The 26,139-nt window shown below is 37.8% G+C and carries 34 protein-coding genes and 1 pseudogene; 27 read left to right on the top strand and 8 right to left on the bottom strand.

Annotation, left to right across the window (positions count from 1 at the left end; all coding sequences use genetic code 11):
* Positions 1-78 precede the first annotated feature (78 nt).
* The 8 genes from QUF49_RS17860 (at position 79) to QUF49_RS17825 (ending at position 5,621) form a co-directional block, all read left to right on the top strand.
* Positions 79-564 carry a DsrE/DsrF/DrsH-like family protein gene (locus QUF49_RS17860; protein ID WP_130296836.1) on the top strand — a complete coding sequence of 162 codons (486 nt, stop codon included), beginning with the start codon at positions 79-81 and terminating at the stop codon, positions 562-564.
* Positions 565-591: 27 nt separating this feature from the next.
* Complete coding sequence (locus QUF49_RS17855) at positions 592-1,371, top strand: sulfite exporter TauE/SafE family protein (protein WP_289497030.1); 780 nt, start codon at positions 592-594, stop codon at positions 1,369-1,371.
* Between the two features lie 101 nt (positions 1,372-1,472).
* Entirely contained in the window at positions 1,473-2,141 is a 669-nt protein-coding gene (locus QUF49_RS17850) for a hypothetical protein (RefSeq protein WP_289497029.1), read from the top strand.
* Positions 2,129-2,842 (top strand): cytochrome c biogenesis CcdA family protein, encoded by a 714-nt coding sequence (locus tag QUF49_RS17845; RefSeq protein WP_289497027.1) that lies wholly within the window; start codon positions 2,129-2,131, stop codon positions 2,840-2,842. The genes QUF49_RS17850 and QUF49_RS17845 overlap by 13 nt, the downstream gene beginning before the upstream one ends.
* Positions 2,843-2,857: 15 nt before the next feature.
* Positions 2,858-3,484, top strand: a complete 627-nt coding sequence (locus QUF49_RS17840; protein ID WP_289497026.1) for a peroxiredoxin family protein — start codon at positions 2,858-2,860, stop codon at positions 3,482-3,484.
* Positions 3,485-3,497: 13 nt separating this feature from the next.
* Positions 3,498-4,187, top strand: a complete 690-nt coding sequence (locus tag QUF49_RS17835) for a response regulator transcription factor (RefSeq protein ID WP_289497025.1) — start codon at positions 3,498-3,500, stop codon at positions 4,185-4,187.
* The gene (locus tag QUF49_RS17830; RefSeq protein WP_425590507.1) at positions 4,087-5,235 is read left to right on the top strand and encodes a sensor histidine kinase; all 1,149 of its coding nucleotides are present in this window, start codon (positions 4,087-4,089) and stop codon (positions 5,233-5,235) included. Before QUF49_RS17835 ends, QUF49_RS17830 begins: the two co-directional genes overlap by 101 nt.
* The gene (locus QUF49_RS17825; protein ID WP_289497023.1) at positions 5,235-5,621 is read left to right on the top strand and encodes a DUF302 domain-containing protein; all 387 of its coding nucleotides are present in this window, start codon (positions 5,235-5,237) and stop codon (positions 5,619-5,621) included. Before QUF49_RS17830 ends, QUF49_RS17825 begins: the two co-directional genes overlap by 1 nt.
* A gap of 27 nt (positions 5,622-5,648) precedes the next feature.
* Here QUF49_RS17825 and QUF49_RS17820 read toward each other — a convergent pair whose 3' ends face one another.
* Positions 5,649-6,236, bottom strand: coding sequence for a YitT family protein (locus tag QUF49_RS17820; protein ID WP_289497695.1), 588 nt, complete (start codon positions 6,234-6,236; stop codon positions 5,649-5,651).
* Between the two features lie 159 nt (positions 6,237-6,395).
* On the opposite strand from QUF49_RS17820, the gene QUF49_RS17815 reads away from it, so the two are divergent.
* Positions 6,396-6,593 (top strand): DUF2642 domain-containing protein, encoded by a 198-nt coding sequence (locus QUF49_RS17815; RefSeq protein ID WP_289497022.1) that lies wholly within the window; start codon positions 6,396-6,398, stop codon positions 6,591-6,593.
* 46 nt (positions 6,594-6,639) lie between these two features.
* Here QUF49_RS17815 and QUF49_RS17810 read toward each other — a convergent pair whose 3' ends face one another.
* The 4 genes from QUF49_RS17810 to QUF49_RS17795 all read right to left on the bottom strand — a co-directional run bounded on the left by QUF49_RS17810 (position 6,640) and on the right by QUF49_RS17795 (position 9,209).
* Entirely contained in the window at positions 6,640-7,101 is a 462-nt protein-coding gene (locus QUF49_RS17810) for an ArsI/CadI family heavy metal resistance metalloenzyme (RefSeq protein ID WP_425590506.1), read from the bottom strand.
* On the bottom strand, positions 7,076-7,261 hold the full coding sequence (locus QUF49_RS17805; RefSeq protein ID WP_289497020.1) for a hypothetical protein: 186 nt from the start codon (positions 7,259-7,261) through the stop codon (positions 7,076-7,078). Before QUF49_RS17805 ends, QUF49_RS17810 begins: the two co-directional genes overlap by 26 nt.
* A gap of 292 nt (positions 7,262-7,553) precedes the next feature.
* Positions 7,554-8,846 (bottom strand): arsenic transporter, encoded by a 1,293-nt coding sequence (locus tag QUF49_RS17800; protein WP_425590505.1) that lies wholly within the window; start codon positions 8,844-8,846, stop codon positions 7,554-7,556.
* Between the two features lie 42 nt (positions 8,847-8,888).
* Positions 8,889-9,209, bottom strand: a complete 321-nt coding sequence (locus QUF49_RS17795) for an ArsR/SmtB family transcription factor (RefSeq protein ID WP_289497018.1) — start codon at positions 9,207-9,209, stop codon at positions 8,889-8,891.
* 138 nt (positions 9,210-9,347) lie between these two features.
* Here QUF49_RS17795 and arsC point away from each other — a divergent pair, with 138 nt between their 5' ends.
* From arsC to QUF49_RS17725, 14 genes and pseudogenes are all read left to right on the top strand, one after another.
* Positions 9,348-9,749: an arsenate reductase (thioredoxin) gene (arsC, locus tag QUF49_RS17790; protein WP_289497016.1), complete on the top strand. Its 402-nt coding sequence runs from the start codon at positions 9,348-9,350 to the stop codon at positions 9,747-9,749.
* 89 nt (positions 9,750-9,838) lie between these two features.
* On the top strand, positions 9,839-11,062 hold the full coding sequence (locus tag QUF49_RS17785) for a TolB family protein (RefSeq protein WP_289497015.1): 1,224 nt from the start codon (positions 9,839-9,841) through the stop codon (positions 11,060-11,062).
* A gap of 135 nt (positions 11,063-11,197) precedes the next feature.
* Positions 11,198-12,607: a SpoVR family protein gene (locus QUF49_RS17780; protein WP_289497014.1), complete on the top strand. Its 1,410-nt coding sequence runs from the start codon at positions 11,198-11,200 to the stop codon at positions 12,605-12,607.
* A 167-nt stretch (positions 12,608-12,774) separates the two neighbouring features.
* Positions 12,775-13,458 carry a hypothetical protein gene (locus QUF49_RS17775; RefSeq protein WP_289497013.1) on the top strand — a complete coding sequence of 228 codons (684 nt, stop codon included), beginning with the start codon at positions 12,775-12,777 and terminating at the stop codon, positions 13,456-13,458.
* 844 nt (positions 13,459-14,302) lie between these two features.
* Positions 14,303-14,935, top strand: a pseudogene (locus QUF49_RS17770) (SpoVR family protein); the annotation flags it as partial.
* Positions 14,936-15,369: 434 nt separating this feature from the next.
* Positions 15,370-16,053, top strand: a complete 684-nt coding sequence (locus QUF49_RS17765; RefSeq protein WP_289497012.1) for a hypothetical protein — start codon at positions 15,370-15,372, stop codon at positions 16,051-16,053.
* Between the two features lie 175 nt (positions 16,054-16,228).
* Positions 16,229-16,630: a fluoride efflux transporter CrcB gene (crcB, locus tag QUF49_RS17760; RefSeq protein WP_289497011.1), complete on the top strand. Its 402-nt coding sequence runs from the start codon at positions 16,229-16,231 to the stop codon at positions 16,628-16,630.
* On the top strand, positions 16,627-16,986 hold the full coding sequence (gene crcB, locus QUF49_RS17755; protein ID WP_289497010.1) for a fluoride efflux transporter CrcB: 360 nt from the start codon (positions 16,627-16,629) through the stop codon (positions 16,984-16,986). Before crcB (QUF49_RS17760) ends, crcB (QUF49_RS17755) begins: the two co-directional genes overlap by 4 nt.
* A 153-nt stretch (positions 16,987-17,139) precedes the next feature.
* Positions 17,140-17,523, top strand: coding sequence for a YkvA family protein (locus QUF49_RS17750; protein ID WP_289497009.1), 384 nt, complete (start codon positions 17,140-17,142; stop codon positions 17,521-17,523).
* Positions 17,524-17,652: 129 nt separating this feature from the next.
* Positions 17,653-18,042 carry a YidH family protein gene (locus QUF49_RS17745; RefSeq protein WP_289497008.1) on the top strand — a complete coding sequence of 130 codons (390 nt, stop codon included), beginning with the start codon at positions 17,653-17,655 and terminating at the stop codon, positions 18,040-18,042.
* Positions 18,043-18,290: 248 nt separating this feature from the next.
* Positions 18,291-18,878 (top strand): TetR/AcrR family transcriptional regulator, encoded by a 588-nt coding sequence (locus QUF49_RS17740; protein WP_289497007.1) that lies wholly within the window; start codon positions 18,291-18,293, stop codon positions 18,876-18,878.
* A 41-nt stretch (positions 18,879-18,919) separates the two neighbouring features.
* Entirely contained in the window at positions 18,920-19,735 is an 816-nt protein-coding gene (locus QUF49_RS17735; protein ID WP_289497006.1) for an SDR family NAD(P)-dependent oxidoreductase, read from the top strand.
* A 108-nt stretch (positions 19,736-19,843) separates the two neighbouring features.
* Entirely contained in the window at positions 19,844-20,539 is a 696-nt protein-coding gene (locus QUF49_RS17730; protein ID WP_289497005.1) for a response regulator transcription factor, read from the top strand.
* On the top strand, positions 20,532-21,617 hold the full coding sequence (locus tag QUF49_RS17725) for a sensor histidine kinase (protein WP_289497004.1): 1,086 nt from the start codon (positions 20,532-20,534) through the stop codon (positions 21,615-21,617). Before QUF49_RS17730 ends, QUF49_RS17725 begins: the two co-directional genes overlap by 8 nt.
* A 173-nt stretch (positions 21,618-21,790) precedes the next feature.
* Here the strand turns inward: QUF49_RS17725 and QUF49_RS17720 are convergent, their stop codons facing one another.
* Positions 21,791-22,360 (bottom strand): YdhK family protein, encoded by a 570-nt coding sequence (locus QUF49_RS17720; RefSeq protein WP_289497003.1) that lies wholly within the window; start codon positions 22,358-22,360, stop codon positions 21,791-21,793.
* A 231-nt stretch (positions 22,361-22,591) separates the two neighbouring features.
* Here QUF49_RS17720 and QUF49_RS17715 point away from each other — a divergent pair, with 231 nt between their 5' ends.
* The 4 genes from QUF49_RS17715 to QUF49_RS17700 all read left to right on the top strand — a co-directional run bounded on the left by QUF49_RS17715 (position 22,592) and on the right by QUF49_RS17700 (position 24,226).
* Entirely contained in the window at positions 22,592-22,894 is a 303-nt protein-coding gene (locus tag QUF49_RS17715) for an ArsR/SmtB family transcription factor (RefSeq protein ID WP_289497694.1), read from the top strand.
* 101 nt (positions 22,895-22,995) lie between these two features.
* The gene (locus tag QUF49_RS17710) at positions 22,996-23,172 is read left to right on the top strand and encodes a hypothetical protein (RefSeq protein ID WP_289497001.1); all 177 of its coding nucleotides are present in this window, start codon (positions 22,996-22,998) and stop codon (positions 23,170-23,172) included.
* Between the two features lie 21 nt (positions 23,173-23,193).
* Positions 23,194-24,060: a permease gene (locus tag QUF49_RS17705; protein ID WP_289497000.1), complete on the top strand. Its 867-nt coding sequence runs from the start codon at positions 23,194-23,196 to the stop codon at positions 24,058-24,060.
* A gap of 28 nt (positions 24,061-24,088) precedes the next feature.
* Positions 24,089-24,226, top strand: coding sequence for a hypothetical protein (locus tag QUF49_RS17700; protein WP_289496999.1), 138 nt, complete (start codon positions 24,089-24,091; stop codon positions 24,224-24,226).
* A gap of 69 nt (positions 24,227-24,295) precedes the next feature.
* Here the strand turns inward: QUF49_RS17700 and QUF49_RS17695 are convergent, their stop codons facing one another.
* Entirely contained in the window at positions 24,296-25,483 is a 1,188-nt protein-coding gene (locus QUF49_RS17695) for a chromate transporter (RefSeq protein ID WP_289496998.1), read from the bottom strand.
* 13 nt (positions 25,484-25,496) lie between these two features.
* A complete protein-coding gene (locus QUF49_RS17690) occupies positions 25,497-25,805 on the bottom strand; it encodes a PadR family transcriptional regulator (protein ID WP_289496997.1) in 309 nt (102 codons plus the stop codon).
* Positions 25,806-26,139 lie beyond the last annotated feature (334 nt).

Below are 26,139 nucleotides of genomic sequence, written 5' to 3'. Positions count from 1 at the left end.
CATGCATGAGGGGGTATGTTCACATGCCTCCTTATGACATGTAAATCTAGGGGTTAATTATGAGGAGGAGATTTTATAATGGAACAACAAACACAAGATAAATCAACAATGGTCGTATTCAGCGGTGACCTTGATAAAGCGATGGCAAGTTTTATTATCGCAACAGGAGCAGCTGCTATGGGGAAACAAGTAACAATGTTCTTCACTTTCTGGGGATTAAACATCTTAAGAAAAGAAGAATACGTAAATGTGAAGAAAACATTCATGGATAAAATGTTTGCAAAAATGATGCCAAGAGGACCTGAAAAGCTTGGTATTTCTAAAATGAACTATGGCGGTCTAGGCGGAAAGATGATGAAGTATACGATGAAAAAGAAAAACATCGTGACGTTAAAAGAATTAATTGAAATGGCTCAAGACCTGGATGTGAAAATGGTTGCTTGTACAATGTCAATGGATGTTATGGGGATTACGCAAGATGAACTTATCGATGGTTTAGACTATGCAGGTGTAGCTTCATATCTTGCTGATGCAGATGAATCAAAAATCAACTTATTTATCTAATCAAAACAGTCATGGGGAGGTGAAGTCATGGAAATAGGATTCATAATAACGATTTTTCTTATTGGCTTTATAGGTTCTTTTATATCCGGGATGGTAGGAATCGGCGGATCAATTATCAAGTATCCAATGCTTCTATATATTCCAGCAATGTTAGGCTTCACAGCATATACGGCTCATGAAGTTTCAGGTATAAGTGCTGTTCAAGTATTCTTTGCTACGATAGGTGGAGTTTGGGCTTATCGTAAAGGAGGCTATTTGAACAAAACGCTCATTATTTATATGGGTGGAGCTATTCTGTTGGGGAGTTTCATCGGCGGATATGGATCACAGGGTATGTCAGAGGGGCAAATTAATATTGTGTATGCAGTATTGGCAACATTAGCTGCTGTGATGATGCTCATTCCGAAGAAGGGCATCGATGAAATTCCGTTAGATCAAGTTACGTTTAATAAATGGCTTGCAGCGGTACTGGCATTTATCGTAGGGGTAGCAGCAGGTATCGTAGGAGCAGCGGGAGCATTTATACTTGTACCGATTATGCTCGTTGTTCTTAAAATACCAACTCGCATGACGATTGCTACATCACTTGCTATTACATTTATTTCTTCTATTGGTGCGACAATCGGTAAGATTACCACTGGGCAAGTATTGTTATGGCCGGCTATCATCATGGTTGTAGCAAGCTTGATTGCGTCTCCGCTTGGAGCTCAATTCGGTAAAAAAATAAATACGAAAATCCTTCAATTTATTTTAGCAGCACTTATTATCGCAACGTCCATTAAGATTTGGTTAGATATTTTAGGATAATTGCAAAGAAAAAATCCGTCTTATATTCAGGCGGATTTTTTCTATATCTTTATTAAATCTTAATGTTTGTAGTGTGTAATGGATCACAGAGGTGAGAGTATATGGATATTATTCAAATTGGAAACATGCCTGTATCTATACAGACGCTTTCCTTCTTTTTAAGCTTGGGAACTGCTTTAATAGGCTTGCTGCTGATCAGCCATTATTTAATTGCTGGAAATTACAAACCGGCATATAAGTGGTTATTTTCAGGTGTTATTAACTCGTTATGGATTTGGAAACTCAGTCCTATTTTATTTCAGCCTTTAGAGACTATTAAACATCCGTTTACACTTTTATATTTTACAGGTGGAACGAAAGGCGTTCTGCTGGCTTGTTTGTTTTTTATTGGGGATAGCATATGGAAAATTTATAAACAGCCACAATTTATTATTTCTTTTATATCACAAACCGTATTGTTATGGATGATTGGAAGCGGTGTGTATTTAATTTGGAATCATACTCTTGGATCTTCAAATGAGGGTACTGAAGTTTTTCTGATTCTGATGATTGTAATGGTTGTGTGGTACTTGATTACAAGCAAGAATATCTTGTTGATTGGGACGTTTTATGGGCTCTCGGGTGGTGTTCTTTCTTTGCTTTATGACTATGCTCCCGAACTATATTTCATTTCTGGCAGCTTCTTTTTTGTTCTATATCTTTTACCTTTATCAAATCTTAACAAAAGGGAAGCACAATATAGTCAGGAGGTGGTGAAATGGAGAATGTAACCGTTATTTTTGCTTTAACAGCAGGCGTACTTTCCTTTTTTTCTCCATGTATTTTTCCTTTGATTCCCGCTTATACAGCTCATTTAACTGGCGGAACAATCAATGGGGGCAAAGTTTTAGTTGATAAACAGACAGTTATGATTCGTTCACTATTTTTCATTCTAGGTTTTAGTGTGATCTTTGTACTTATGGGAGCTTCTGCAAGCTGGATTGGACAGCTGATTGCCTCGTATCGTGAAACGGTTGAGAGAGTAAGCGGATTATTAATAATAATTTTCGGATTACAAATGCTAGGTTGGCTTCAATTGAATTTTCTAATGAAGACGAAAAGCTTCAACTCTTCTTCAAAACCGAGTGCAAATCCGTTTAGTTCATTCTTGATTGGCTTAGCCTTTGGATCAGGATGGACGCCTTGTGTCGGATTGGCTTTATCATCCATTCTGCTAATGGCAGGTTCTACAGAGACTGTATACTCTGGGATGTTTATGCTCTGGATCTACTCTTTAGGCTTAGGGATACCTTTTTTAATTATCTCGTTTACACTTACTTATTCGTTTAAAACAGTAAAATCAATCAGCAAAATTTTACCCAAGCTTTCAAAAATTAATGGAGTTATCTTATTAGGAATGGGACTGCTGTTGTTCACAGGACAGATGCAAATAATCAGTTCATGGCTTTCAAGCTGGTCATGGGCACCGTAAGAGGGGAGATCATCCATGTTTAAGAAAAATATTTTTGCCATAATTGTTATCTTAGGTTTAGCGGGATATACCTTTTATGATTTACAATTAAAAGAAGATAAAAAAAGTGCTGAAGCTGAAAAGACTGCACAACAGCAGGAAACTTCATCAGAAGCATCATCAGAAACACAGGAACCTGAACAAGGGACAGCAGAACCATCAGGGGAAACAGGTGTGAATGAAGGAGATATCGCTCCAGATTTTACGATGAATACGCTTGATGGAAAAGAGGTCAAGCTATCGGACTATAAAGGAAAAAAAGTAGTATTGAATTTATGGGCAAGCTGGTGCCCGCCTTGTAAGGCTGAAATGCCTCACATGCAAAAGTATTATGAAAAAAATAAGGATAAGATGAATGTCGAGATTTTGGCTGTTAATTTAACAACTATGGAAAAAGACCAGTCAAACATTCAAACTTTTGTTGATGATTATGGCTTAACATTCCCTATACCCCTTGATGAAACGGGAGATATAGGTGTAACGTATCAAGCGTTTTCGATTCCGACGACGTATATGATTGATACAACAGGAGTTATTCAGAAAAAGATTGTAGGTCCGATGAATGAGGAATTCTTATCTGATATGGTAACACGTTTAAAATAAAGGGTGTTTTGTGATGGAACTTAAGGGAAAGTCGATTATGATCGTAGAAGATGATCCTAATATTCGAAACTTGATAAAAATATACCTTGAGAATTCAGGTTATGAAACATATGAGGCGAGTGACGGCAGCGAAGCCATGGATACTTTCTTAAAGATAGATCCATGCTTTTTAGTCGTGGACTTAATGCTTCCTTCTGTTAGTGGAGAAGAATTAACGGAATGGATCAGAAAGGAACAAAAGAGCGAGATACCCATTATCATGGTAACGGCGAAAACGGCTGAACAGGATAGAATTAGCGGCCTAAAAGCAGGTGCAGACGATTATGTAACTAAACCATTCAGTCCTGCAGAACTTGTAGCACGTGTAGAAGCGGTCTTAAGAAGAACGGCTCATAGATGCAACAAGATTTCTTTCAACGGGCTGACGCTAAAACCTTTTAAAGGAGAAGCAAATTTTTCAGGTGAAAAACTCTCCCTGACGCCTCACGAGTTTCGCCTTTTGTATATGTTCATGCGCCACTCAAACCAAGTGCTTTCGAGGGAACAGCTTTTGAACGAACTATATCCGAAGCAGGAAAAGGCAGTGGTAGACCGAACAATTGATGTTCATGTCGCAAATTTACGAGAAAAGCTGCGCAAAGTATCAGGCAAACCATTTATCACAACGGTGCGAGGAATGGGGTACCAATTTGTGGCGTACTAAATTCACTCAAATGAGTCTTTTTGTAAAGCTTGCTTTAATTAACGCAATGGCTTTAGGTGCAGTAGTGTTATGGTCAGGTTCAGCGATTAAAGACTATGCATGCTTACTTGTGAATGATTATGAAATTAACGGCCCGATTTTAAATAGCGAACTGCACATTTATTTTTTGCAGATCAGTATTATCGCTTTTTCAATTGTCTTCCTTTTGTATTTTTTATTCTTAAAACGTTTAATCGATCCATTAAAGAATTTGACTCAACATGCAGCTTTTATTAAAAAGGGCGTCTTTCCTGAACCATTGCCTGTTACCAGTCAAGACGAGTTAGGAAAGCTTTCAGAAGCATTTAACAATATGGCACAAACTCTTAAAAAGAATGATGAAAAAAGAGATCAGATGCTCAAGGATATCTCTCATGAATTAAGAACACCTTTAACAAACTTGAACGGATATTTAGAAGGACTTCAAACAGGAATTATAGAACCTACACCTGCTCTTTATGGAATATTGCTGAAAGAGTCTAAAAGATTAACTCGTATGGCTGAACAAATTAATCAGCTAGAAGGCTGGACTAATTTCCATCAAGAAAGCCAGATGCTCCCCGTTCAAAAAGTCATAGAAGATGCTCTGGACAGCTTCAATCTTTCATTTGAAAAAGCAGGAATATCCGTTGATTCCAACATCGAGAAAGGAAACGTTTATGCAAGTGAAGATGCCTTGAAACAAGTGATGTCCATCATGTTAGAAAATGTATGTTTTTATGATGAAGGAAGTTGGGTAAAGATAATAGGGGCGGTACGAGGGAAGATGTATCGAATTGAATGGCATAATAAAGGGCAGTTCATTGACCCTGACCATTCGGAAAAAGTGTTTGAACGGTTCTATCGAGCTGATTTTTCTAGAACCTTGAAGACGGGAGGATCTGGCCTTGGATTATCGATTGCAAAAGAAATCATAACCATGGCGGGCGGCAGAATAGGTCTTCAAACGGACGGAACTGAACACTGTTTTTGGGCAGAGATCCCTTTATCTGATAAGGAGGAATTTTAATGTTTCATTATACAGTCGAAACTGCAATGACAATGGATGAAGCGGCTCTAAAATTAGAGGAAAATTTAAAAGAAGACCAGTTTGGTGTTTTGTGGCAGTTTGATGTAAAAGAAAAGCTTCAGGAAAAAGGGTTAGATTTTAATGATGATTTTCTTATCTTTGAAGTGTGTAACCCAAAAGAAGCAAAAGAAGTATTGGCAGAGAATAAACTAATGGGTTATTTTCTTCCTTGTAAGATCGTACTTTACACAGAGAAAGATAAGACAAAGATCGGGATGCCTAAGCCGACTGAGTTTGTAAAATTGTTGAATGATAAAAATCTCGAACAAAAAGCAATTGAGATTGAAAACCGATTGGTTACATGTATGGATAAAACAGTTTCATGAAAAAGAAGCCTTAAAAAGGGCTTTTTTTTATATGCTTTTATAGAAGTTAATCGAGCGGATGAGGGTCATTGTCATCGTTGCAAAGCCTACAGAAAGAATCGTCACAAGCGAATAGAATAGAATTCCTTCTCCCATTACATAAAGTCCTGCTATGATGACCGCAGCATCAATCAAAAAGATGACCATGCCCACATTAATTGAAAACCAGCGGGATAAAAAGAGCGCGATTAAGTCGGTTCCACCCGTACTCGTTTCATGTCTCAGCATCCAGCCAATACCTGTTCCGATGAAAAGTCCTCCAATAATGGACCCTTCCATTATAGAAACAGAAAACACACCTCTTAAAGGTGACAGAAAATCTATAATGAAGGACGACACTAATAATCCATGTACACTATTTATAAAATAGCGGCGTTCCAGTTTCCACGCTAAAAGATAGATGGGAATACTTAAAATGATAATCGTAAGCCCTACTTTATATCCCCATACATATTTAACGAGAAGACTGATGCCAATCATCCCGCCATCCAAGAGATGAAAAGGGACAATGAAACCATTTATGCCAATACCAAGCAACACACTGCCAAGGAAAATAGCTACTGTTCGTTTAATCATGGCACTCATCCCTGTCTATGATTATTTCTACATAATATGCGTGATTGTCCAAGAATAGTCATGTGCACAGGGTGTTTGTCCGTGTCTCTTTTTCTCTTTTTGCATGTAATAGTATAGAAAGCCCCTTGTTTGCAGTGCAAAATAGGGAAGGTGAGTGTTGTGAAGGACTTCAGAAGAGCTGCAAAACGTCTTTTGGAGAGACAGGTCGTGGTGGATACAGCGAATCAATCTTACGAAGGCAGACTAAGAGCAGTTGAAAGAGACTATATTACGTTATGTGTAATGAGCTGTGATCAAAAATATAGTGACCAGATTATTATTCGCATTGCAGAAATTGTTGCCTTATCCACCCTTTAATCAAAAAAAATCCCTTGCATATTTATTATGCAGAGGGATTTTTTTGCTATTTTTTTGTGAAACCTAGCGTAACCGGTTGAGTTTGTTGAGGGGGTGCACAGCATAGTGATAGATCTCGTGCATCTCCTGCTGATTCAAATTCTGAGTCTTCTTTTGTATAGAAGATCTCCCATGCGTTGCCGTCTGGGTCGTATACCCATACTTTGTCTTGAACAGCATAACAGCACGTTGTGTTCATCTCATCTATTAAGAGCAGTCCTGCTTCTCGAAGTCTTTCGCCCATGGCAAGAACATCTTCTGTGTTGTTTACTTGGAATCCTAGATGGTTGAGTACACCATCTTTTGCAAAAGGGCGTACATTTAGAGAAAAATGAAGAGCAGGCTGATCAAGCTCGAATTTTGCATAATTGTCTTTTACTTTTGTAGGTTCAGTGCCAAAAAAGCTTTTGTAGAATTCAAGGGATTTTTCTAAATCTGAACAGTTAACAGCGACATGCATGCGTTGTATCATAATGTGAACTCTCCTTTTTTATGAAAGTCTGTGCTTCTGAAAGTAGTTGATTTCCGCTCCAGGATGCTCGCTTTCCACGGGGCGTACGGTGAGCCTCCTGCCGCTTTGCGCCATTAGGAGTCTCCACCTGACCGCTCGTCCCGTAGGAGTCTCGCACCTTGCGCTCCAATCAACTTGTCAAAGAAGCGATTGAACAAAAAGATCTAAAAGCAACAATTCTTTAAAATAGCCTTTTTGAAAGACTGTATAAAGAACCTTAGTATGATTTGTTACTCTAAAAGTGATTGATTTCCGTTTCAGGTGCTCGCTTTCCGTGGGCGACCCCCTTGCTACTGCGTCTCCAAGTAGACTCTGCCGATAGCTTCCTCCTATGCCTTGCAAGCAATCAACTTGTCATGAAGAAAGTCATTGTTACTGACCCAAAAGCAAAGCATCTTTTAGTTCGCAGTCTATGAAATAATCATTAACCATAAATAGAGGCCGGTTAATGTGATGAAAAGTGTTGGTATGGTTAAGATGATCCCAATCTTGAAATAATAGCCCCAAGTGATTTTTACACCTTTTTTTGATAACACGTGCAGCCATAGAAGTGTGGCTAGCGACCCGATCGGTGTAATTTTAGGTCCTAAGTCTGAACCGATAACATTTGCGTAAATCAAGGCTTCACGAACAACACCAGATGTTTCCGTTCCTTGAATAGCTAGAGCATCGATCATAACAGTAGGCATGTTGTTCATAACAGATGATAATACAGCCGCTAAAAAGCCCATCCCTATTGTAGCAGCGAATAATCCTTGATCGGCAATGACTTGAATCCAGCTGCCGAGCATGTCAGTTAGTCCTGCATTACGCAGTCCATAAACGACTACATACATACCGATAGAAAAGACAACGACAGTCCATGGTGCGTCTTTTACCACTTTTTTCGTTTGAATAGCTGGACTTTTACGAGCAACAATTATAAAGAAGAGTGCTGCTGCACCAGCAATAAAGGAAACGGGAACGCCGATAAACTCACTCGTTAAATATCCGACTAGAAGTACAGCAAGAATTACCCAAGATAACTTGAAGAGCTTTTCATCACGGATGGCTTCTTTCGGTTGTTTGAGCTGTGAAAGATCATAATTTTTTGGAATATCTTTTCCGAAAAAGATAAGTAAAACAATCATACTTGCAAATAAAGAAAAGAAGTTCGGCACAATCATGCGGCTTGCGTATTCAACGAACCCGATGTTAAAGAAATCAGCGGATACGATATTTACTAAGTTTGAAACAACAAGTGGCAGTGAAGTTGTGTCTGCGATAAATCCACTCGCCATAATAAATGGGAGCACCATGGATTCTTTAAAATTGAGTGCTCGAACTTGAGCGAGTACGATTGGTGTCAGAATTAGTGCTGCACCGTCATTCGCAAAGAATGCCGATACTGCAGCTCCGAGTAAGATGACATACGTAAACATCTTCTTTCCGTTTCCGCCTGCTAACCTCGCCATATGTAAGGCGGACCATTCGAAGAAACCAATTTCATCTAAAATAATTGAGATGAGGATGATCGCAACAAATGCTAATGTAGCGTTCCAAACGATGCCGGTAACGGTCCAAACGTCAGCGAATGAAACCACTCCAAGAAGAAGTGCTATAATGGCACCTGCTGTAGCAGACCAGCCGATCGATAGACCCTTTGGCTGCCAGATAACAAAAATAATCGTAACTAAAAATACAGCGAAGGCCATAATCGCCATGCTGTCCATATAAATTCCCCCAATTTCTCAAGTGATACTAAGTTAACAGCAAACTTTTCCGCCTGACGCTTTTAATTGCTCTATTTTTTCTGACATGTCAGGAAGGGCTTCTAAGTTGCCTTTAATAAAAGGATAGATTTCTCCATCAATGGAGTAGAAAATCCATTGGCTGTTGCGTCTTTCCTTAACGAGTTTAGCTTGCTTTAATTTTCGTAAATGCTGTGAAATACTAGGTTGTGTCATTTTTAAAATATCAACTAACTCACATACACATAATTCTTCGTGGCGCAGTAATGCTAAGATATTCAAGCGCGTTTTATCTGCCATAGCTTTATAACATTCTGTTAACTGATCCAGTTCCATATCGATCTCACCTCATTAGTATATAACCATATGTTTATATAAAATGTCAAAGAATATATAAATAAATATTGATATAAGGATATACTTATATTATGATGGTCTCGAAAGAAGTTCTTTTACTACAGGAGGTTTTTTAAAATGGCTAAACCAATCATCTATTTCCTTTGCACAGGAAACTCTTGCCGTTCTCAAATGGCTGAAGGATTCGGACATCACTATCTTGGAGATAAATATGACGTATATTCCGCTGGGATTGAAGCGCATGGAGTAAATCCAAACGCAATCAAGGCGATGAAAGAAGTAGACATCGATATTACGAATCAAACTTCAGATGTAATTGATAAAGAAATCTTAGAAAAAGCAGATCTAGTTGTTACACTTTGTGGTCATGCAAACGATGTATGTCCAGCAACACCACCACACAAAACACGTGAACATTGGGGATTTGACGATCCAGCAGGGAAAGAGTGGAGCGAATTCCAGCGTGTACGTGACGAAATAGCGGCACGTATCAAGCGTTTTGCTGAAACAGGAAAATAACATTGGACAAGCTCAGGACAAATTAGTTCCTGAGCTTTTTGTATGAAATTCCTCATTTCGTTCATGTTACTAATGAGGTGATTCATGTGATGCGTTGTATTCTTTTCTTATTAAGTTTTGTTTTAATAATGATCAATCAGCCGCAATTAGCAGAAGCTGCTGATGATAAAGCAGCCTTCGTTCGGAAAGATGGCCTTTGGCTAAAAGAAGGTGAGATGGAGCGTAGGATTGTTCAAGAACCGAACGTTTCCCATCCACGTTTTTCAAGTAACGGGACATATATCAGCTATGTCTCAGGGAATCACAAGGAGTTATGGGTGTATAACCGTGTTACTCGATTAAATAGAAAAGTGTTTGATGGAGATGTGAGTTTAACGAGGTGGTCTCCCTTCGAATCAAAGCTCGCATGGAAAAGCGGGAGTGTATTAAACGTAATTGACCTCTCAAAGCCTTCTTCATCTTTTCAAAATGTCATTCTAGGAGCAGGCAATTATAGTTGGGCACCTGATGGTAAAGGATTTGTTGTATCGTCATCTGCTAATTTAGAACCAGATGGATGGAGTCCGGTTCGACTATTCTATGTTCCAGTGAATGCAAATGGTGATTTAAAAAAAGTGCAGAACATTACTACGCTGCCAAAGATGAGTCAGACTTTCTTTGCGATTGGTACGACTGAATTCAAGTGGGGATTGGATAATCAATGGTTTGCATTTATCGCATGTCCGACAGCTTCCATGTCAGCTGACAGCAATACATTAATGGTTGTCTCATTAGATGGTTCCCGAACGAAAATCATTGGGAATATGTTAGATCAGCCGAATTGGTTTCATTGGTCTCCAAATAAAAAGAAGTTGGCATTTATTAAAGGAATCGGCCGGCTAACATCTGAAAATAAACGGTTAACCCTGTGGGATGCTAAAAGCGGCAGGGAAACAAACCTTGGATTTGATGGATATGCCGATGGTGATTTCACTTGGAGAAACGATAAGGAGATAGTAGTGAGCAGACAGATCGAATGGGGCTGGGATGTACCTGAAGAAAAAAGATCAAAGCCGTTTTTAGCAAGTGTAAATGTTGGAGATGGAAGTGCAAAGAAGTTAACGAAACCCGGTCTTTTTGAGGCAGATGTTTATCCGAAAACGCTCGTAAGCGGTGATCTTGCTTGGGTAAGAACAAGTATTCATACTGCAGAAGCAAAAGTGATGATAAAAACTGCTAGCGCCCAAAAAGAAAAAGTATGGATTGAAAAGCTGCGTACACCTCAAGATTGTTCAGGCTGGGCGTGTATGATAGATATTTATCAAGCAAGATAAAGAATAAAGGCGAATTCCAAGTGGGGAGTTCGCCTTAATTATTTGTACCCGTCCGATTTTTCCGTGCTGTTTTCTCATGAATGCCTGTTTTCTTTCATACAGTTAGAAGTAAGGAAATAGCAGGAGGGGGAAAATATGAACTGGGAACTGCAAAATAAAGAGCTTGAAAAAGCAATTGCTGAAATTACGGAGATCGCTGACCACTTTGGCCTTGATTTTTATCCAATGCGGTATGAAATATGTCCTGCAGATATTATCTATACATTTGGTGCATACGGGATGCCAACGCGTTTTTCTCATTGGAGTTTCGGAAAACAGTTTCACAAAATGAAACTTCAATATGATTTAGGGCTAAGCAAAATTTATGAGCTTGTTATTAACTCAGATCCTTGTTACGCGTTCTTGCTTGATACCAATTCGCTCATTCAGAACAAATTAATTATCGCCCACGTTCTCGCGCATTGTGATTTCTTTAAAAACAATGTTCGCTTCTCAAATACAAGAAGAGATATGGTCGAGTGTATGACTTCGACGGCCGAACGTGTGGCTATGTACGAACATTTGTATGGCAAAAAAGAAGTGGAAGAGTTCTTGGATGCCGTTCTTGCTATACAAGAACATATAGACCCTTCGCTCGTAAGAAACAAATTAAGTTATGTATTTGAAGACGAAGAAGATCTTACGCCGAAGAAAGAAACACCTTACGACGATCTATGGAAGCTAGATGATAAAAAAGGTCCGAAACCAGTACTTAAAAAGAAAAAATCATTCCCACCGCAGCCTGAAAAGGACATATTGCTTTTTATTGAACAATACAGCCGTGAACTTGAAGAATGGCAGCGTGATATTTTATCCATGATGAGAGAGGAAATGCTATATTTCTGGCCTCAGCTTGAAACGAAAATCATGAACGAAGGCTGGGCTAGCTATTGGCACGCCAAAATCCTGCAAGAGATGGATTTGACCTCACACGAGACAATAGAATTCGCGAAACTAAACGCGGGTGTTGTGCAACCTTCAAAGACTTCGATCAACCCGTATTATTTAGGGCTACAGATCTTCAAAGACATCGAAGAACGCTACAACAATCCAAACGAGGAATTGTTGAGACAAGGCGTGAAACCAGGTTCAGGGCGTGAAAAGATGTTTGAAGTGCGTGAACTTGAATCTGACATGTCCTTCATCCGAAACTATCTCACTAAGGATCTCGCTCAGCGGGAAGACATGTACTTGTTCCAAAAGCAGGGTAAAGAATACAAGGTAGTCGATAAGCAGTGGGAAGAAGTCCGAGATCAGCTCGTGAGTATGCGGGTAAACGGTGGATTCCCATACATTACGGTTAATGACGCAGATTATATGAAGAATGGAGAGCTCTACCTCAATCATAGCTTTGAAGATATGGAGCTGGATGTGAAGTATCTTGAAAAAGTGCTTCCTCATCTTCATTATCTCTGGGGGCGACCTGTTCACATGGAAACGAGAATTGAGCAGAAGCCTGTATTGTTTACGTATGATGGGAAAACGGTGCATCGAAAGTATTTATAATGAAATAAGCACGCAGCCGCGTGCTTATTTTTATTTGAGCCTATAAATCTTAAGTATTTGATGAATTATCAATAAAGTATTTTGAAAATATTATTAGGGAATTACATCTGAGTTAAATTGCACCTGGGGGCATAATATACGATATAAATAAAATGAGGTGAATAAAAATGGCTAATATAAAGTTATTTAGAGCTATTTATATTCCAGAGACACCGTTTGTAAATGGAGTATTAAAGCCTAAAAAGGCAAGGAAATATAAATTTGAATTATTGAAAAGTGAAAAAGTAGTAAACAATCTATATCATCTTATTTTTAAAAAGGATGAGAAACTAATTCACAGTTATTATTTTGAGAATATAGAAGATGAGTTGGAAAGATACTTGTTTGTGGAGAATAATGAATTATATGATGACTTTATTTCACAGTTTTGGGGCGGCGGACAAAGGTACTGGGAAAGTGGAATGGACGTTTATTTAGATTTAAATCGTCCTGAAGAGGTATTTGAACAGTTAACTCATGTATATAACAATAGTTTTTATGAGGAGGATGAGCCTACGCCATTAAGCCATATTTTCGGTCAACAAATGTGGCATAGCAACGCCTATCTTATTGCCAATCGAACAGCTTTATTGGAACTAAAAGAGGCGATTGATGTTGCCTTAAAGTATAAAGAAACACGATTAGGCTTAATGCCTTCTGATGGTGAAGGATATGATTTATTTATAAAATGTGTTGAAGATGATTTTAAATGGGAAGAGTTAGAAATGCCTTATCATGATAGAGAATGTTATGTACCTGATGAAAAAGTAGAGCTACCTCCGCATAAGATTTTTAAAAATTATAAACTTTAGACGGTAATATATCTTCTGATAAAGTAATGATCTTTATTCAACAAACGTAGCAGGTTTGTTGAATAAGGAATAGATAAGTATTTAAGATTAAACTTAAGTTAGGGGTAGAATTGTGGATGACAAACTTATGGAAATGCCTTTTCCAGAACTTATCTCAAAATTAGCAGTATCACCTTTATTCATTGTAGTGGTACTAGTGGCTATTTTAAATGTAATTCTTAATAGAAAAGATAAGGGATGTTTTAATTTTTTATCGATAATAGGTTCTTGGATATATATTTTTATGTATGTATTAGCACTGTATTTCTTCTTCGTTAGAAACAAATAGATATTCAACATACGGGTGCGATAGTTGAAGATTCAGAGAACTGCTCACGCAGCTCTTTTTTACTTAACTAACAGCAGTTTAGTTTAAGAACATATTTGATAAACTTAAAGAAAAAGAAGCTAGGTTGAGATAAGAAAAATGTATGATTTTAAACACGAGTCCGAAAGAAAAGAAAAAAAGTTTAAGATATACCTTTATTTATTTTCTATCACTGTTTTAATAAATACATTCATTGATTTTTTTGACTTGGGAATTGAAAAAGTTTCTGAATTTCGTGTAGTTATTAGTCTCTTAATTTATGTTGTTATCCTTTATTTTGGATTGCGTAGGAAGTTATGGGCTGAGGTTATAATTAAATTTTTTGTCTGGCTAAATATCATTTTATTGTTAATCATTATAAATGCTAAGGTTTTAGGATTATAGTTCAAAATAATGCTAATTGTTCTTCCAGAAATGGGTGCGATTATTGAATAAGCTATCTAAATAATGAGTTCGACCTGAGATCCTTAGGAGAAGGAAGGCTGGGCTAGCTACTGGCACGCCAAAATCCTGCAAGAAATGGATTTAACCTCTCATGAGACGATCGAGTTTGCGAAACTGAACGCTGGAGTTGTCCAGCCATCAAAGACATCGATCAACCCGTATTATTTAGGCTTACAGATTTTTAAAGACATTGAAGATCGCTACAACAACCCCAACGAAGAGCTCATCAGACAAGGTGTAAAACCTGGTTCTGGTCGTGAAAAAATGTTTGAGGTTCGTGAACTAGAGTCTGATATGTCGTTTATCCGAAATTACCTAACCAAAGATCTCGCTCAGCGGGAAGATATGTATCTATTCCAAAAGCAGGGCAAAGAATACAAGGTAGTCGATAAGCAGTGGGAAGAAGTCCGAGATCAGCTCGTAAGTATGCGAGTAAATGGGGGATTCCCATACATTACAGTTAACGATGCAGATTATATGAAGAACGGAGAACTATACCTCGTTCATAGCTATGAAGATATGGAACTCGATGTGAAGTATCTGGAAAAAGTACTGCCGCATCTTCATCATCTCTGGGGAAGACCTGTTCACATGGAGACAAGAATCGAGCAGAAGCCTGTGCTGTTTACGTTTGACGGGAAAACGGTGCATCGGAAGTACCTCTAAAATTAAACAAGTGTTTAATAAGAACGATAAAAAGCACGCTTTTGGCGTGTTTTTTATTTTGGAAACATCGAATATACACAGCTTTACTTGTTCGTTCTAAACACTATATAACAACTCCATTGGAGGTTTCAATTTAAACTTGCGCTATTATTAACCTGCAAGGAGTTTGGTACGTTTGATTAGATGCAACTCTGGAATAGTATAAAAAGAATTTGAACTAATAAATACTACTATGAGAGCTGCAAGTTGATATAATTAGTGCAAAAAAGGGTGCTTGAAGGAGTTCGTCTATTCTTAGTAACTCTTGATGTTCAGACCAGTTGTAAATCTACACACCTCTGTTGGAACGGACAGGCTATCCTTTAAATTTGGGTCCTAGAAGTACAAAGAGTGAGATTTTGAAGGAATAAGCAGACGTGAAGAGGTGATTAAGAATGGCTAATGTAAAGTTATTTAGAGCTATTTATATTCCAGAGACACCGTTTGTAAATGGAGTATTAAAGCCTAAAAAGGCTAAGAAATATAAATATGTATTATTGAAAAGTGAAAAAGTAGTAAATAATTTATATCATCTTATTTTTAAAAGGGAAGAGAAAGTAATTCACAGTTATTATTTTGAGAATATAGAAGATGAGTTGGAAAGATACTTGTTTGTGGAGAATAATGAATTATATGATGACTTTATTTCGCAGTTTTGGGGCGGCGGACAAAGGTACTGGGAAAGTGGAATGGACGTTTATATAGATATAGATCGTCCTGAAGAGGTATTTGAACAGTTAACTCATGTATATAACAATAGTTTTTATGAGGAGGATGAACCTACGCCTATAAGCCATGTTTTTGGTCAACAAATGTGGCATAGCAACGCCTATCTTATTGCCAATCGAACAGCTTTGTTAGAACTGAAAGAGGCGATTGATGTTGCCTTAAAGTATGAAGAAACAAGATTAGGCTTAATGCCTTCTGATGGTGAAGGATATGATTTATTTATAAAATGTGTTGAAGATGATTTTAAATGGGAAGAGTTAGAAATGCCTTATCATGATAGAGAATATTATGTACCCGATGAAAAAGCAGAGCTTCCACCGCATAAAATTTTTAAGAAATATAAACTTTAGAGGGGAGTTGTCACGAACAGGTTCAATTATTGAACAAGTTACCTTTATTAGATGATTTAGATGTGAGATTCCTTGAATAACGAACGCTGTACTAGCTATTCGACGCAAAAATTCTCTATGCACCAGCTGCACCTGGTAGGAGTCTGTTTTTTTATGAATTACCTGGGGGGATAGTATGAACTATTTGTTTATTGGCTTCGGTGGTATTGTAGGAGCCCTGTTGCGTTATTATGTTGGACTGATGGTCGTACATAAATCTTTAGCGGGGTTTCCAATCTCTACATTGGCAGCAAATTTACTCGGTTGTTTTGCTTTAGGATGGTTCACTACTAGAGTCGCTAATCATAAGATAATGCGTCCAGAAATCATTTCTGGATTGGGGACAGGATTAATCGGATCATTTACAACTTTTTCTACTTTTAGTGCAGATACGATGCTATTAATACAAGATAACCGTTTAGGCACAGCCTTTTTATATGTATTTATTAGTTTGTTTGGGGGCTTGTTATTATCCTGGGCAGGTCACCGTTTAGGAGAAGTGAGACATAACAGCAAAATGAAGGGGGATGTATCATGATTTCTAGTGTCCTTGTTGCGACGGGCGGTTTTTTTGGTGCCATTTCCAGAGCTGCTGCGTCTAAAAAGATTAATCAATATAACAAAAGGGAATTGCCATTAGGCACTTTACTAGTTAACTTGGCAGGATCATTTCTTTTAGGAATCTTAATAGGAATCAACATTAACCATTCTTTATTTTTGCTTTTTGGAACAGGTTTTCTTGGTGCGTTCACAACTTTTTCAACATTCAAGCTAGAAAACATTCAGCTTCATATTAAAAAGAAATGGAAAACATTTTTTCTCTATATAGGCCTCAGTTACAGTTTGGGAATTCTTTTAGCGTTTGCAGGTTTAAAGATAGGTTATTCTCTATAAAATAGAGATTCCTCTGGCAGTAAAATATTATGATTCTTCGTTACTTGCAATTGTTCCTGTCATCGTGGGTGCTAAACTTATATTTGTGTAGACTGACCTGTAAGTTGAGGAATACATAAGAAGGTTCATAACGTGTAGAAGGTGAATGGTGTAATGAGGCAAATAGTAGATAAAATAAAACACTGGGCAAAAGAGATAAAAAGACAGCTCTATGTCTTATATTTAGTCTCCCGACACCAGGACGTTCCGATTTATGCGAAAGCATTGGCAATCACTATTGTTGCATATGCATTAAGTCCTATCGATTTAATTCCTGATTTCATTCCGTTATTAGGCTTTTTGGATGATATTCTTCTTCTTCCTTTAGGAATCGTCATCGTATTTCGATGGATTTCTCCATCGGTTCTAGAAGAATGCAAGAAGCGGGCTGCTGACCAAAACAAGAGGCTTCCGAAGAATTGGATAGCAGGCGGAGTGATTTTAACCATATGGGTGACTGTTTTAATTTTACTAGTAAAAAAAGCAGCAGAGTTATAATCATAGTCATTGTGTCTTAACATAAGATGTATCATTTTTTTACCTGGCTAAAAATTGTTACTATTAAATAGACACAATTGTTTATATTGGATAGGCACACAATCTATTAAGTAAATGAGGAATAAAAAAATGGATATCCAAAAAGATAGTCAGACTGTAGATTCCAAATTTATTCAACAGCACCTTGCGAACGAAAGAACGTATTTAGCATGGATTCGGACTGCAATAGCAATAATAGGAGTTGGTTTTGTTATTGTAAATCTTCATTTTACATTGCAGGATAAAATCTCTCATACGGCTGATCTAGTGGCAGTATTCCTTGGGGGATTAGCCTTTTTATTAGGAACAGCTACAATCCTGTTATCTTCCTTTGAATATACGAAAAAAAGAAAATCCATTAACCAGCAGACGTTTAAAGCTTCGCATAATTTAATCATGATTCTATCCAGTTCATTAGTTGTTTGCTTAATCGTAATGGGCGTTCTATATATCATTTATGTCATAAATAAAATGTACTAAAGAGCTTGAGGTACCACAGCTGAAACCACAAGCCTATTAGGTGCACTAATATTGAAGACTTATAAATTTGTATGATGACCTATACTACCCTAAACAATGATAAAGACCACTCTGATCTGAGTGGTCTTATTCTATTGTAAAATTTTACAATATTGTGAAACCTGCTGGTTATCGATTCTATTACATGTAAAAAAATGTATAATTAAATTAGAACAATCGTTCAATTTTAGAGAGGAGCTTTCGATTCATTGAGCAAACGTCGTTACAACAGTGAAACTGCAAAACAGGAAATCATGGAAAAAGCCTTTTTGATCTTTTCTCAAAAAGGATATACACAAACTTCTGTGGCAGATATCTCTAAAGCTTCTGGTTATAGCAAGGGACACATTTATTATCACTTTGAAAATAAAGAAAAGCTGTTTGTATTATTAGCCCAAAGAACGATGAAGGATTGGTACACAAAATGGATGACAAAGGAACCAGCGTTTTCTTCGGCTATTGAGAAGTTGTATGGGATGGCTATGCATGTTCTCTACAATTATCAGACACCTTTGTTAAAAGGTGGGCAAGAGCTTGCTTCTAATTCTGATTCAAGTCCTGAATCTATCAAGCAGCTGTACGAATTGGCAGTCATTCCTATGGGAGCTTATCGTGCCATTCTTTTAGAAGGTATAGAAAATGGAGAATTTAAGAATGGCAATGTAGATCAGTGGACGGTGTTAATCGGCACGTGGCTTGGAGGACTCTGTCAGCTTACCAACACGCAAGAACTTCATAGTCTTGAACCACTTTTTTATCAAGCTGTTTCAATATTTTTAGAGTCTATCAGTAATTGAGAGATGTGAAATAAAATTGATGTATAGGGGCGATTGATGTGATGGAGAATAGAAAAATTGCGATCGTAACGGGTGGAGCTTCGGGTATCGGCCATGCGCTTTGTAAGGAACTTGTGTCACAAAACGTTTTTGTAATTATTACAGACATCAATCAAGTAAAAGGAAAACAGGTTGAAGAAGAGCTAAATAAAGAATCGATAAATGCTAGATATCAGTACTTAGACGTAAGAGATGCTGAAAGTGTAGAAAGTGTAATTACAGCTATATTCAAAGAGTTTAGCAGGCTAGACTACCTTTTTAACAATGCGGGAATTGCTATGTACGGTGAATTATATGATATGACTTTTGAAGACTGGAGAAAGGTTATGGACGTTAATCTTTGGGGAGTCATTCATGGTACGCAAATTGGATATAACATAATGAAAAAACAGGGTTTTGGTCATATTGTAAACACTGCATCTGCTGCAGGACTTGGACCATCACCCGTATCCTCAGCTTATGGAACTACAAAACACGCTGTCGTTGGCTTAACTACATCGCTCCATTACGAAGCAGAGGAATTCGGAATAAAGGTAAGTGCACTTTGTCCTACGTTCGTGGACACCCCGATTTTAGAAGAGGCGAGAGCAATTAACATCAATAAAGCGGTTATTATGGAGCAATTTAAAAAGCAAAAGATGATGGCGCCAGAGAAGCTGGCAAAAATCACATTAGACGGCATACATAAAAACAAACCTATTATATGCCCAATGCCGATGCGCAAAGCGATGGATATCTTTTTCACACTCGTTCCCTCAGCACACAGAGGACTTATGCGGATCGTTTGCAGAGTGAGTAGAAAAGCTAGAATATCATAAAGAAGTTATAGTCAAGAACTGCACTCGCTAATGAGTCAGTTCTTATTTTTATTTCGTCACCCAATCATCCGTTATAATACAAGTACTAAACCTTTTGGGGGAGTTATTGTGAAAACCATTTTAATTGTGGAAGATGAACCAAAGTTATCGGAGGTTGTCTCTTCTTATTTGAAGACGGAAGGGTTTAATACACTTGAAGCTCTAAATGCAAATGATGCATTAAAACAAATTAAAAATCATTCTATTGATTTTGTGGTTCTTGATCTTATGCTCCCAGATATGAGTGGAGAAGAACTTTGTCAAAGAATCAGGCAGAAACATACATTACCCATTCTAATGTTGACTGCAAAAGTTAAGGAAGAAGAGCGTATAAACGGCCTGGCTCTCGGTGCTGATGATTACATGGCGAAACCTTTTAGCCCGCGTGAACTTGTGATGCGTATTAAGACGATTTTACGCCGTTCAGGAAATGGGGAATTACTTGCTGAGCAGATTACATATAACGGAGGAGAACTAAAAATTGATGCTAGTAAACAAGAGGTGTTCGTAAAGGGAGAACCAGTAAATCTTACGCCTAATGAATACAAGTTGTTGCTTACTTTTGGCAGGCATCCTAATCGTGTTTTTTCTAGGGAAGAGTTGGTGGAGAAAATTTTGGGTTTTGATTTTGAAGGAGATAGCAGGACCATTGATCAGCACGTGAAAAATCTTAGGTATAAGCTGGAGATCGACCCTAAAAACCCTAACTATATTGTTACTGTGTTTGGTGTAGGTTACAAGTTTACAGGAGGCGGTCATGTTTAGAGGACTGCATGCAAGATTAACCGTTATATTTATTTTGGCCGCGTCATCTATACTCGTAATTGCCGGCCTTATTATCATGTATGAGGTTCATTACCACATCACGATGTTTCAAAGAGATGTGCCAGAATTTCAAAGTATTCAGCCCTTAACCCATCATTTTGAAAAGGCCTTATTAAGTTCTGTTCTCTGGACTTCGATAGGTGCCATTATTCTGGTTTGTATTATAAGTTATTTTGTGGCGAGAAACTTATCAAGACCACTGGTGGAGATGAGAAAAGCGGCTGAAAAGATGTCAAAAGGTGAGCTCGAAGTAAGGATAGAAACGCTAGGAAATGATGAACTCAATGAACTTGGAAATTCCCTAAACCTGCTAGCTTCTAAACTTCAATTACAGGAAACATCTCGAAAAAATATGACATCCGATATCGCTCATGAACTAAGGACACCTTTAGCCACTATTAAAAGTCACTTAGAGGCCTTTGAAGATGGTGTTTTCCTACCAACCTCAGATCGAATACATTCTCTTAAAGAAGAAATTGAACGCCTTATTTCTTTAGTTCAAGATCTAGAGCATTTAACAGCCATGGAATCGCCAGAATTCTCATTAAATAAGAAACAGGAAAAACTGAATTCTATCATTAATAAAAGTATGGATGCCGTTGCAGGAGCGTTTGTGCAAAAGGAGGTAACACTTCATTCAGAATTGCAGCCTAACATAGAACTAAATATAGATGCAAAACGATTTGCACAAGTATTAATAAACTTGTTAAGTAATGCTCTTAGATATACACCGGCTGGAGGAATGGTGATTATTTCTACTCATACAGATAAGGACTCTGTTTTCCTTTCAGTTAAAGATACTGGAATCGGTATTCCAAAAGAAGAGATTAAACAAGTGTTTGAACGTTTTTATCGTGGAGAAAAATCCAGGAGCAGAGAACACGGCGGAAGTGGGATAGGCTTAACCATTGTAAAAAGGATTGTCGAAGCACATGATGGGCAAATTTGGATCAACAGTGGGTCTGGAAAAGGGACAGAAGTTAATATGAAGTTTAATAGGGAAAAGGCTGGCATTTAACTTTAAAGTGCCAGCCTTTTGGGCAATTGCGTTTACGTTTGGGAGCAAAGGTGCTGCCTCTGTTTTTTGTCGAAAAGCCTATAAAATTTTTTAAGGGCCTAAAAACGCTTTTGAAGGCCCATAAATTTTTTTCAAGGACTATAAATAGGTTTAACAGCCTTGCCTTATACAGCTTATTCAGCTGATAGCTCGCTTTCGGTAACCCACTTATGATTGGTTACTTTTTCACCACCGGTAGTAGGAGTATAATCTACCATGTAGACTGTGGTTTGTTCCGCAGAATCAATAACTGCCTTTGCCCCTTTCATACCTTTCATATGGTCTGCGTTAAGGACGGCTTCGGTGCCAGCAGCTAGAGGTTTATCTCCTGCATCTTTAATTTCCTCATGAATCACCCACTTGTGGTTTGTCACCTTTTTACCGCCTGTTGTTGGTGTGTAGCTTACCGTGTAAACCGTTGTATCATAAGCTCCTACAATTGTCGCTTCCGCACCATCCATGCCTTCCATATGATTAGCTTTAATTATGGCTTTGCTGTCCACTTTAAAGGTAGGATTATCTGCATTTTTCAATCCTTCTGGAACTTCACCAGATCCAGAGTGATTCATGTCTCCATGATCCATACCACCGTGGTTTTCTTCGCTTTCTTGTGGTTTTTCTTTTGTTTGATCATTACCACACGCCGAAAGTACGAGTGAGAATGCGAGCAGTAGGATGGCAATTAAGTTCTTTGTAATCTTCATTTTGTATCCTCCTTTTACAATAGGGTTTCCTTGACTTCAAAAAAATACCAGGTTATTACATTCATATATTGAGCATAACAACTAGTTGTGAAGAAGTTGTGAAGAGTAATATCAAATTATTTTGATTTAATGGTTGCAAATTAGAAAATAAAGGATATACTGTAATTACATCAAAAGTATTTGATGTTAGGAGATGATGATGTGAAAAAGGAAATACCTTTAATAAACAATATGAATTTTTCTAAAAATGACCTTGAGAAATACGAACAAAAGTTTAAGGCACTTGCCGATCAACAGCGATTGCAAATTATTAATATTTTAGCTTTGAAAGAGAGTGTTTGTGTGTGTGATTTGACACCGATTATCGATATGCCACAATCCAAACTTTCTTATCACTTAAAAATTCTGTTAGAAGCTGACTTGATAAAGAAAGAAAAAAGGGGAACCTGGAATTATTATTCGTTGAATGTTAGTGAGCTTAAGGGACTATTATCAAATCAGTTATGCTGCGTATTTCTACCATCTTGTTGTTAAGAGAAGTACTACAATTTGTAGTACTTCATTTATGAATAAAGCATCAATTTTTTTTGATATATAGATCAAATTTTTTTAATGTAACAGGAGGAGATTTTAATATGAATACTTACTATCTTGAAAAGATGATGGAGATAAAACAAAGAGAAATGGAGCAATTAGCAGCAAAAGAAAGCTCGAGATCTCATTTCACTAAAAAGAAAAATTTAGCTCTATTTGCTACTTCACTTTTTTCAAAGAAGGAGACAAAACAATCGAATCAAGTTTGCTGCGCTTGATAACAAAGGAGAAGACAAGTCATGTGGATGGAAACATTTAGAAGTTTTTTGAGTATCGCATTAGAACTAACCGTTCTGTTTGTTGCTATTTCTTTTATCATCAACCTGCTTCAATCGTATATCCCTTATGAAAAAGTGGAGAAACATCTAAGTGGTAAAAATAAAGGTTTAGCTGCACTCTTCGCCTTGATTTTTGCCTTTGTCACACCATTTTGTTCATGCTCAACTATCCCTGTCATTGTTAACATGCTAAAAAAGAAGATGCCTTTTTCAATAGTTATGATCTTTCTATTTGCATCACCTGTACTAGATCCAACAATTATTACCATCATGGGAGTCATACTTGGCTGGAAAGTAACAGTGCTCTACACGATCATTACAGCTATCTTCTCTGTAATCATCGGCTTCTTATTGGACGCACTTGGCTTTGAGAAATCGGTGAAGAATGTGGTGATGACTGGGTATGAAGAGGAAACGAAAAAACTCAATGTAAAAAGAGCTCTTTTTGAAACCTTTAACTTGATGAAAAGTGTTTATCCCTACCTGATTGCAGGTGCTGCAATTGGAGCGGTCATTCATGGTATTGTGCCAACTGATTGGATTGCAAGTACTTTCGGAAGTGATAAATGGTGGATCATCCCCCTTGCTGCGGTTATAGGCATTCCTTTATACATCAGATTATCTAGTATGATTCCAATCTCTCAAGTTTTGATCGCGAAAGGAATGGCTTTAGGACCTGTAATGGCCCTTATGATTAGTTCTGCGGGTGCTAGCTTACCAGAGCTCGTACTTTTAAAGTCAATTTTCAAAAAGGAGCTTGTCATTACTTTTGTTATCTCGGTCATTACTATGTCTACGGTATCAGGATTTATTTTCTACATCATTTAAAAAAGTAGATGAGAGGAGGTGAGCAAAGATGAATTTTATCATTAAACTGATGGGCAGTAAAAAGGAAAAAGATAGTGGATGCTGCAAAATTGAGATTAAAGAGATCGATGTAGTAGCAAATGAATGCTGCAGCAATGATCGTGAAGAGGAAAAGTGTTGTGAGTAAATATGTTGCTTGTAAATAGAAAGAAACTGCCATGAATAGCAGTTTCTTTCTCAGTTTTTAAACAATTGTTTAAAAAAGCGACATCAACAACCCTCCGACTGCTCCTGTAACAACGATTACCCAAGGAGGCAGTTTCCAATAAACAAGCATGCTAAATAGGATAGCTGCGAATGCAAAGTCGATTGGTTTTAAGATAGTGCTCGTCCAGATCGGTTTATAGAAGGCAGAGATTAATATTCCGACTACGGCGGCATTTACGCCCATCAGCGCACCTTTTATCTTCGGATTGCGTCGCAGCATGTTCCAAAACGGAAGGGAACCTAAGATTAATAGGAACGCAGGTAAAAATATCGCAAACGTTGCGAGTAGTCCGCCTTGCCAGCCGTTCATCACAGCTCCAATATAAGCCGCAAATGTAAACAATGGACCAGGTACTGCCTGTGCAGCTCCGTAACCAGCTAGGAAAGCTTCCTCACTTATCCAACCAGTTGGAACAAATTCACGCTCTAGTAATGGAAGTACAACATGACCGCCTCCAAATACTAAAGAACCTGAACGATAAAAGCTATCGAAAATAGCAATCCAGCTGATGGATGTGCTCTCTCTTAGAATTGGCAATATAATGAGCAGCGCAAAGAATAACGTTAAGCAAATAACAGCGAACTTCTTTGAAATAGGAAACTCGTACTTCGTATCATCGCTTTCGTTCTGCTCTCGATATAAAAGAAATCCTAAAATTCCAGCAACAAGAATGACACCAACTTGTGAAAAAGCAGTTTGCCATAGCAACGTTCCAACTAACGCAAATAAAGCGATCGTTTTTCTTTTTAGATCTGGTGTTAATTTTTCAGCCATTCCTAAAATGGCATGTGCTACTACCGCAACAGCTACAAGTTTCAAGCCGTGAATCCAGCTTAGGTCGGCTACATTCAAACCTTGAAGGATAAGCGCGAATAAAACAAGTGCAATAACAGAAGGGAGGGTAAAACCGATAAAGGATACGATTCCGCCTAGGACGCCTCCTCGCATAACACCAATTCCTATCCCTACCTGACTGCTTGCTGGTCCGGGCAGAAATTGACATAGAGCAACAAGGTCTGCGTAGCCTTTTTCATCCAGCCATTTTCTTTTTCTAACATATTCTTCATGAAAGTACCCTAAATGTGCGATGGGTCCCCCAAAAGAAGTCAAACCAAGTCTAGTTGAAACGAAAAGGATTTCTAACAATGTTTTTAAACGATTATTGTCACGCTTCAATGTATTTCACCTCTTAATCCTTAATTTCTTTAAATAACTCATATGCTTTTGTTCTGGCTTCAGATAAAACGATTTTGCCTTTTTCAGTAGCGGTATAATATTTTCTTATTTTCCCTTCTACCTTTTTGTCTTCTCTGATTAAAAGGCCGTCTGCCTCCATGGAGTGAAGAATTGGATAGAGAGTACCAGTACTTATGTTGTAGCCGTGTTCTTTAAGTTCTTCTAACATCCAAACGCCATAGATGGGGTGTTCCAGTGCATGGTGCAGGATGTGAATTTGAATAAAACCAAGAAACAGTTTTCGCAAAACTTTTTCTTCCATAGAATCACCGCCTAAGTAGAATTACAATATCGAATACCTATATCGGTTTTCGAAATCATGGTAACATGAGGATCTTTGTCTTTCAAGTGAGTACCTTTAATGTTTACATAGTCTTAATATTTATCTTTATCTTTATATTTCTTGGTCAAAAGGATGTTCTGTTAAAGAATGTTGTTTACGTTTGTATCTTCTCTTCTTTGACAAGTTGATTGGAGTGTAAGGTGTGAGACTCCTGCAGGACAGGCTGGCAGTCCGAAAAGTGGAAGTGGCTCGTTCAGCCCCGACAAGCAAAAGGTGAATGAGCTAGGAAGGCGCACTTTGCCTTCTGGATCAT

It is taken from the genome of Fictibacillus sp. b24 (genome assembly GCF_030348825.1).
Lineage (GTDB): Bacteria > Bacillota > Bacilli > Bacillales > Fictibacillaceae > Fictibacillus.
The sequence above is the reverse complement of the archived record's forward strand: the minus strand, read 5'-3'. Positions and strand labels throughout refer to the sequence as shown.

Excerpts from the sequence above, each read along its gene's own strand:
- QUF49_RS17860 (WP_130296836.1), top strand. The coding sequence starts at position 79 with ATGGAACAACAAACACAAGATAAATCAACAATGGTCGTATTCAGCGGT.
- QUF49_RS17855 (WP_289497030.1), top strand. The coding sequence starts at position 592 with ATGGAAATAGGATTCATAATAACGATTTTTCTTATTGGCTTTATAGGT.
- QUF49_RS17850 (WP_289497029.1), top strand. The coding sequence starts at position 1,473 with ATGGATATTATTCAAATTGGAAACATGCCTGTATCTATACAGACGCTT.
- QUF49_RS17845 (WP_289497027.1), top strand. The coding sequence starts at position 2,129 with ATGGAGAATGTAACCGTTATTTTTGCTTTAACAGCAGGCGTACTTTCC.
- QUF49_RS17840 (WP_289497026.1), top strand. The coding sequence starts at position 2,858 with ATGTTTAAGAAAAATATTTTTGCCATAATTGTTATCTTAGGTTTAGCG.
- QUF49_RS17835 (WP_289497025.1), top strand. The coding sequence starts at position 3,498 with ATGGAACTTAAGGGAAAGTCGATTATGATCGTAGAAGATGATCCTAAT.
- QUF49_RS17830 (WP_425590507.1), top strand. The coding sequence starts at position 4,087 with ATGTTCATGTCGCAAATTTACGAGAAAAGCTGCGCAAAGTATCAGGCA.
- QUF49_RS17825 (WP_289497023.1), top strand. The coding sequence starts at position 5,235 with ATGTTTCATTATACAGTCGAAACTGCAATGACAATGGATGAAGCGGCT.
- QUF49_RS17820 (WP_289497695.1), bottom strand. The coding sequence starts at position 6,236 with ATGATTAAACGAACAGTAGCTATTTTCCTTGGCAGTGTGTTGCTTGGT.
- QUF49_RS17800 (WP_425590505.1), bottom strand. The coding sequence starts at position 8,846 with ATGGCGATTATGGCCTTCGCTGTATTTTTAGTTACGATTATTTTTGTT.
- QUF49_RS17795 (WP_289497018.1), bottom strand. The coding sequence starts at position 9,209 with ATGGAACTGGATCAGTTAACAGAATGTTATAAAGCTATGGCAGATAAA.
- arsC (WP_289497016.1), top strand. The coding sequence starts at position 9,348 with ATGGCTAAACCAATCATCTATTTCCTTTGCACAGGAAACTCTTGCCGT.
- QUF49_RS17785 (WP_289497015.1), top strand. The coding sequence starts at position 9,839 with ATGCGTTGTATTCTTTTCTTATTAAGTTTTGTTTTAATAATGATCAAT.
- QUF49_RS17780 (WP_289497014.1), top strand. The coding sequence starts at position 11,198 with ATGAACTGGGAACTGCAAAATAAAGAGCTTGAAAAAGCAATTGCTGAA.
- QUF49_RS17775 (WP_289497013.1), top strand. The coding sequence starts at position 12,775 with ATGGCTAATATAAAGTTATTTAGAGCTATTTATATTCCAGAGACACCG.
- QUF49_RS17765 (WP_289497012.1), top strand. The coding sequence starts at position 15,370 with ATGGCTAATGTAAAGTTATTTAGAGCTATTTATATTCCAGAGACACCG.
- crcB (WP_289497011.1), top strand. The coding sequence starts at position 16,229 with ATGAACTATTTGTTTATTGGCTTCGGTGGTATTGTAGGAGCCCTGTTG.
- crcB (WP_289497010.1), top strand. The coding sequence starts at position 16,627 with ATGATTTCTAGTGTCCTTGTTGCGACGGGCGGTTTTTTTGGTGCCATT.
- QUF49_RS17750 (WP_289497009.1), top strand. The coding sequence starts at position 17,140 with ATGAGGCAAATAGTAGATAAAATAAAACACTGGGCAAAAGAGATAAAA.
- QUF49_RS17745 (WP_289497008.1), top strand. The coding sequence starts at position 17,653 with ATGGATATCCAAAAAGATAGTCAGACTGTAGATTCCAAATTTATTCAA.
- QUF49_RS17735 (WP_289497006.1), top strand. The coding sequence starts at position 18,920 with ATGGAGAATAGAAAAATTGCGATCGTAACGGGTGGAGCTTCGGGTATC.
- QUF49_RS17725 (WP_289497004.1), top strand. The coding sequence starts at position 20,532 with ATGTTTAGAGGACTGCATGCAAGATTAACCGTTATATTTATTTTGGCC.
- QUF49_RS17720 (WP_289497003.1), bottom strand. The coding sequence starts at position 22,360 with ATGAAGATTACAAAGAACTTAATTGCCATCCTACTGCTCGCATTCTCA.
- QUF49_RS17715 (WP_289497694.1), top strand. The coding sequence starts at position 22,592 with ATGAATTTTTCTAAAAATGACCTTGAGAAATACGAACAAAAGTTTAAG.
- QUF49_RS17710 (WP_289497001.1), top strand. The coding sequence starts at position 22,996 with ATGAATACTTACTATCTTGAAAAGATGATGGAGATAAAACAAAGAGAA.
- QUF49_RS17705 (WP_289497000.1), top strand. The coding sequence starts at position 23,194 with ATGTGGATGGAAACATTTAGAAGTTTTTTGAGTATCGCATTAGAACTA.
- QUF49_RS17700 (WP_289496999.1), top strand. The coding sequence starts at position 24,089 with ATGAATTTTATCATTAAACTGATGGGCAGTAAAAAGGAAAAAGATAGT.
- QUF49_RS17690 (WP_289496997.1), bottom strand. The coding sequence starts at position 25,805 with ATGGAAGAAAAAGTTTTGCGAAAACTGTTTCTTGGTTTTATTCAAATT.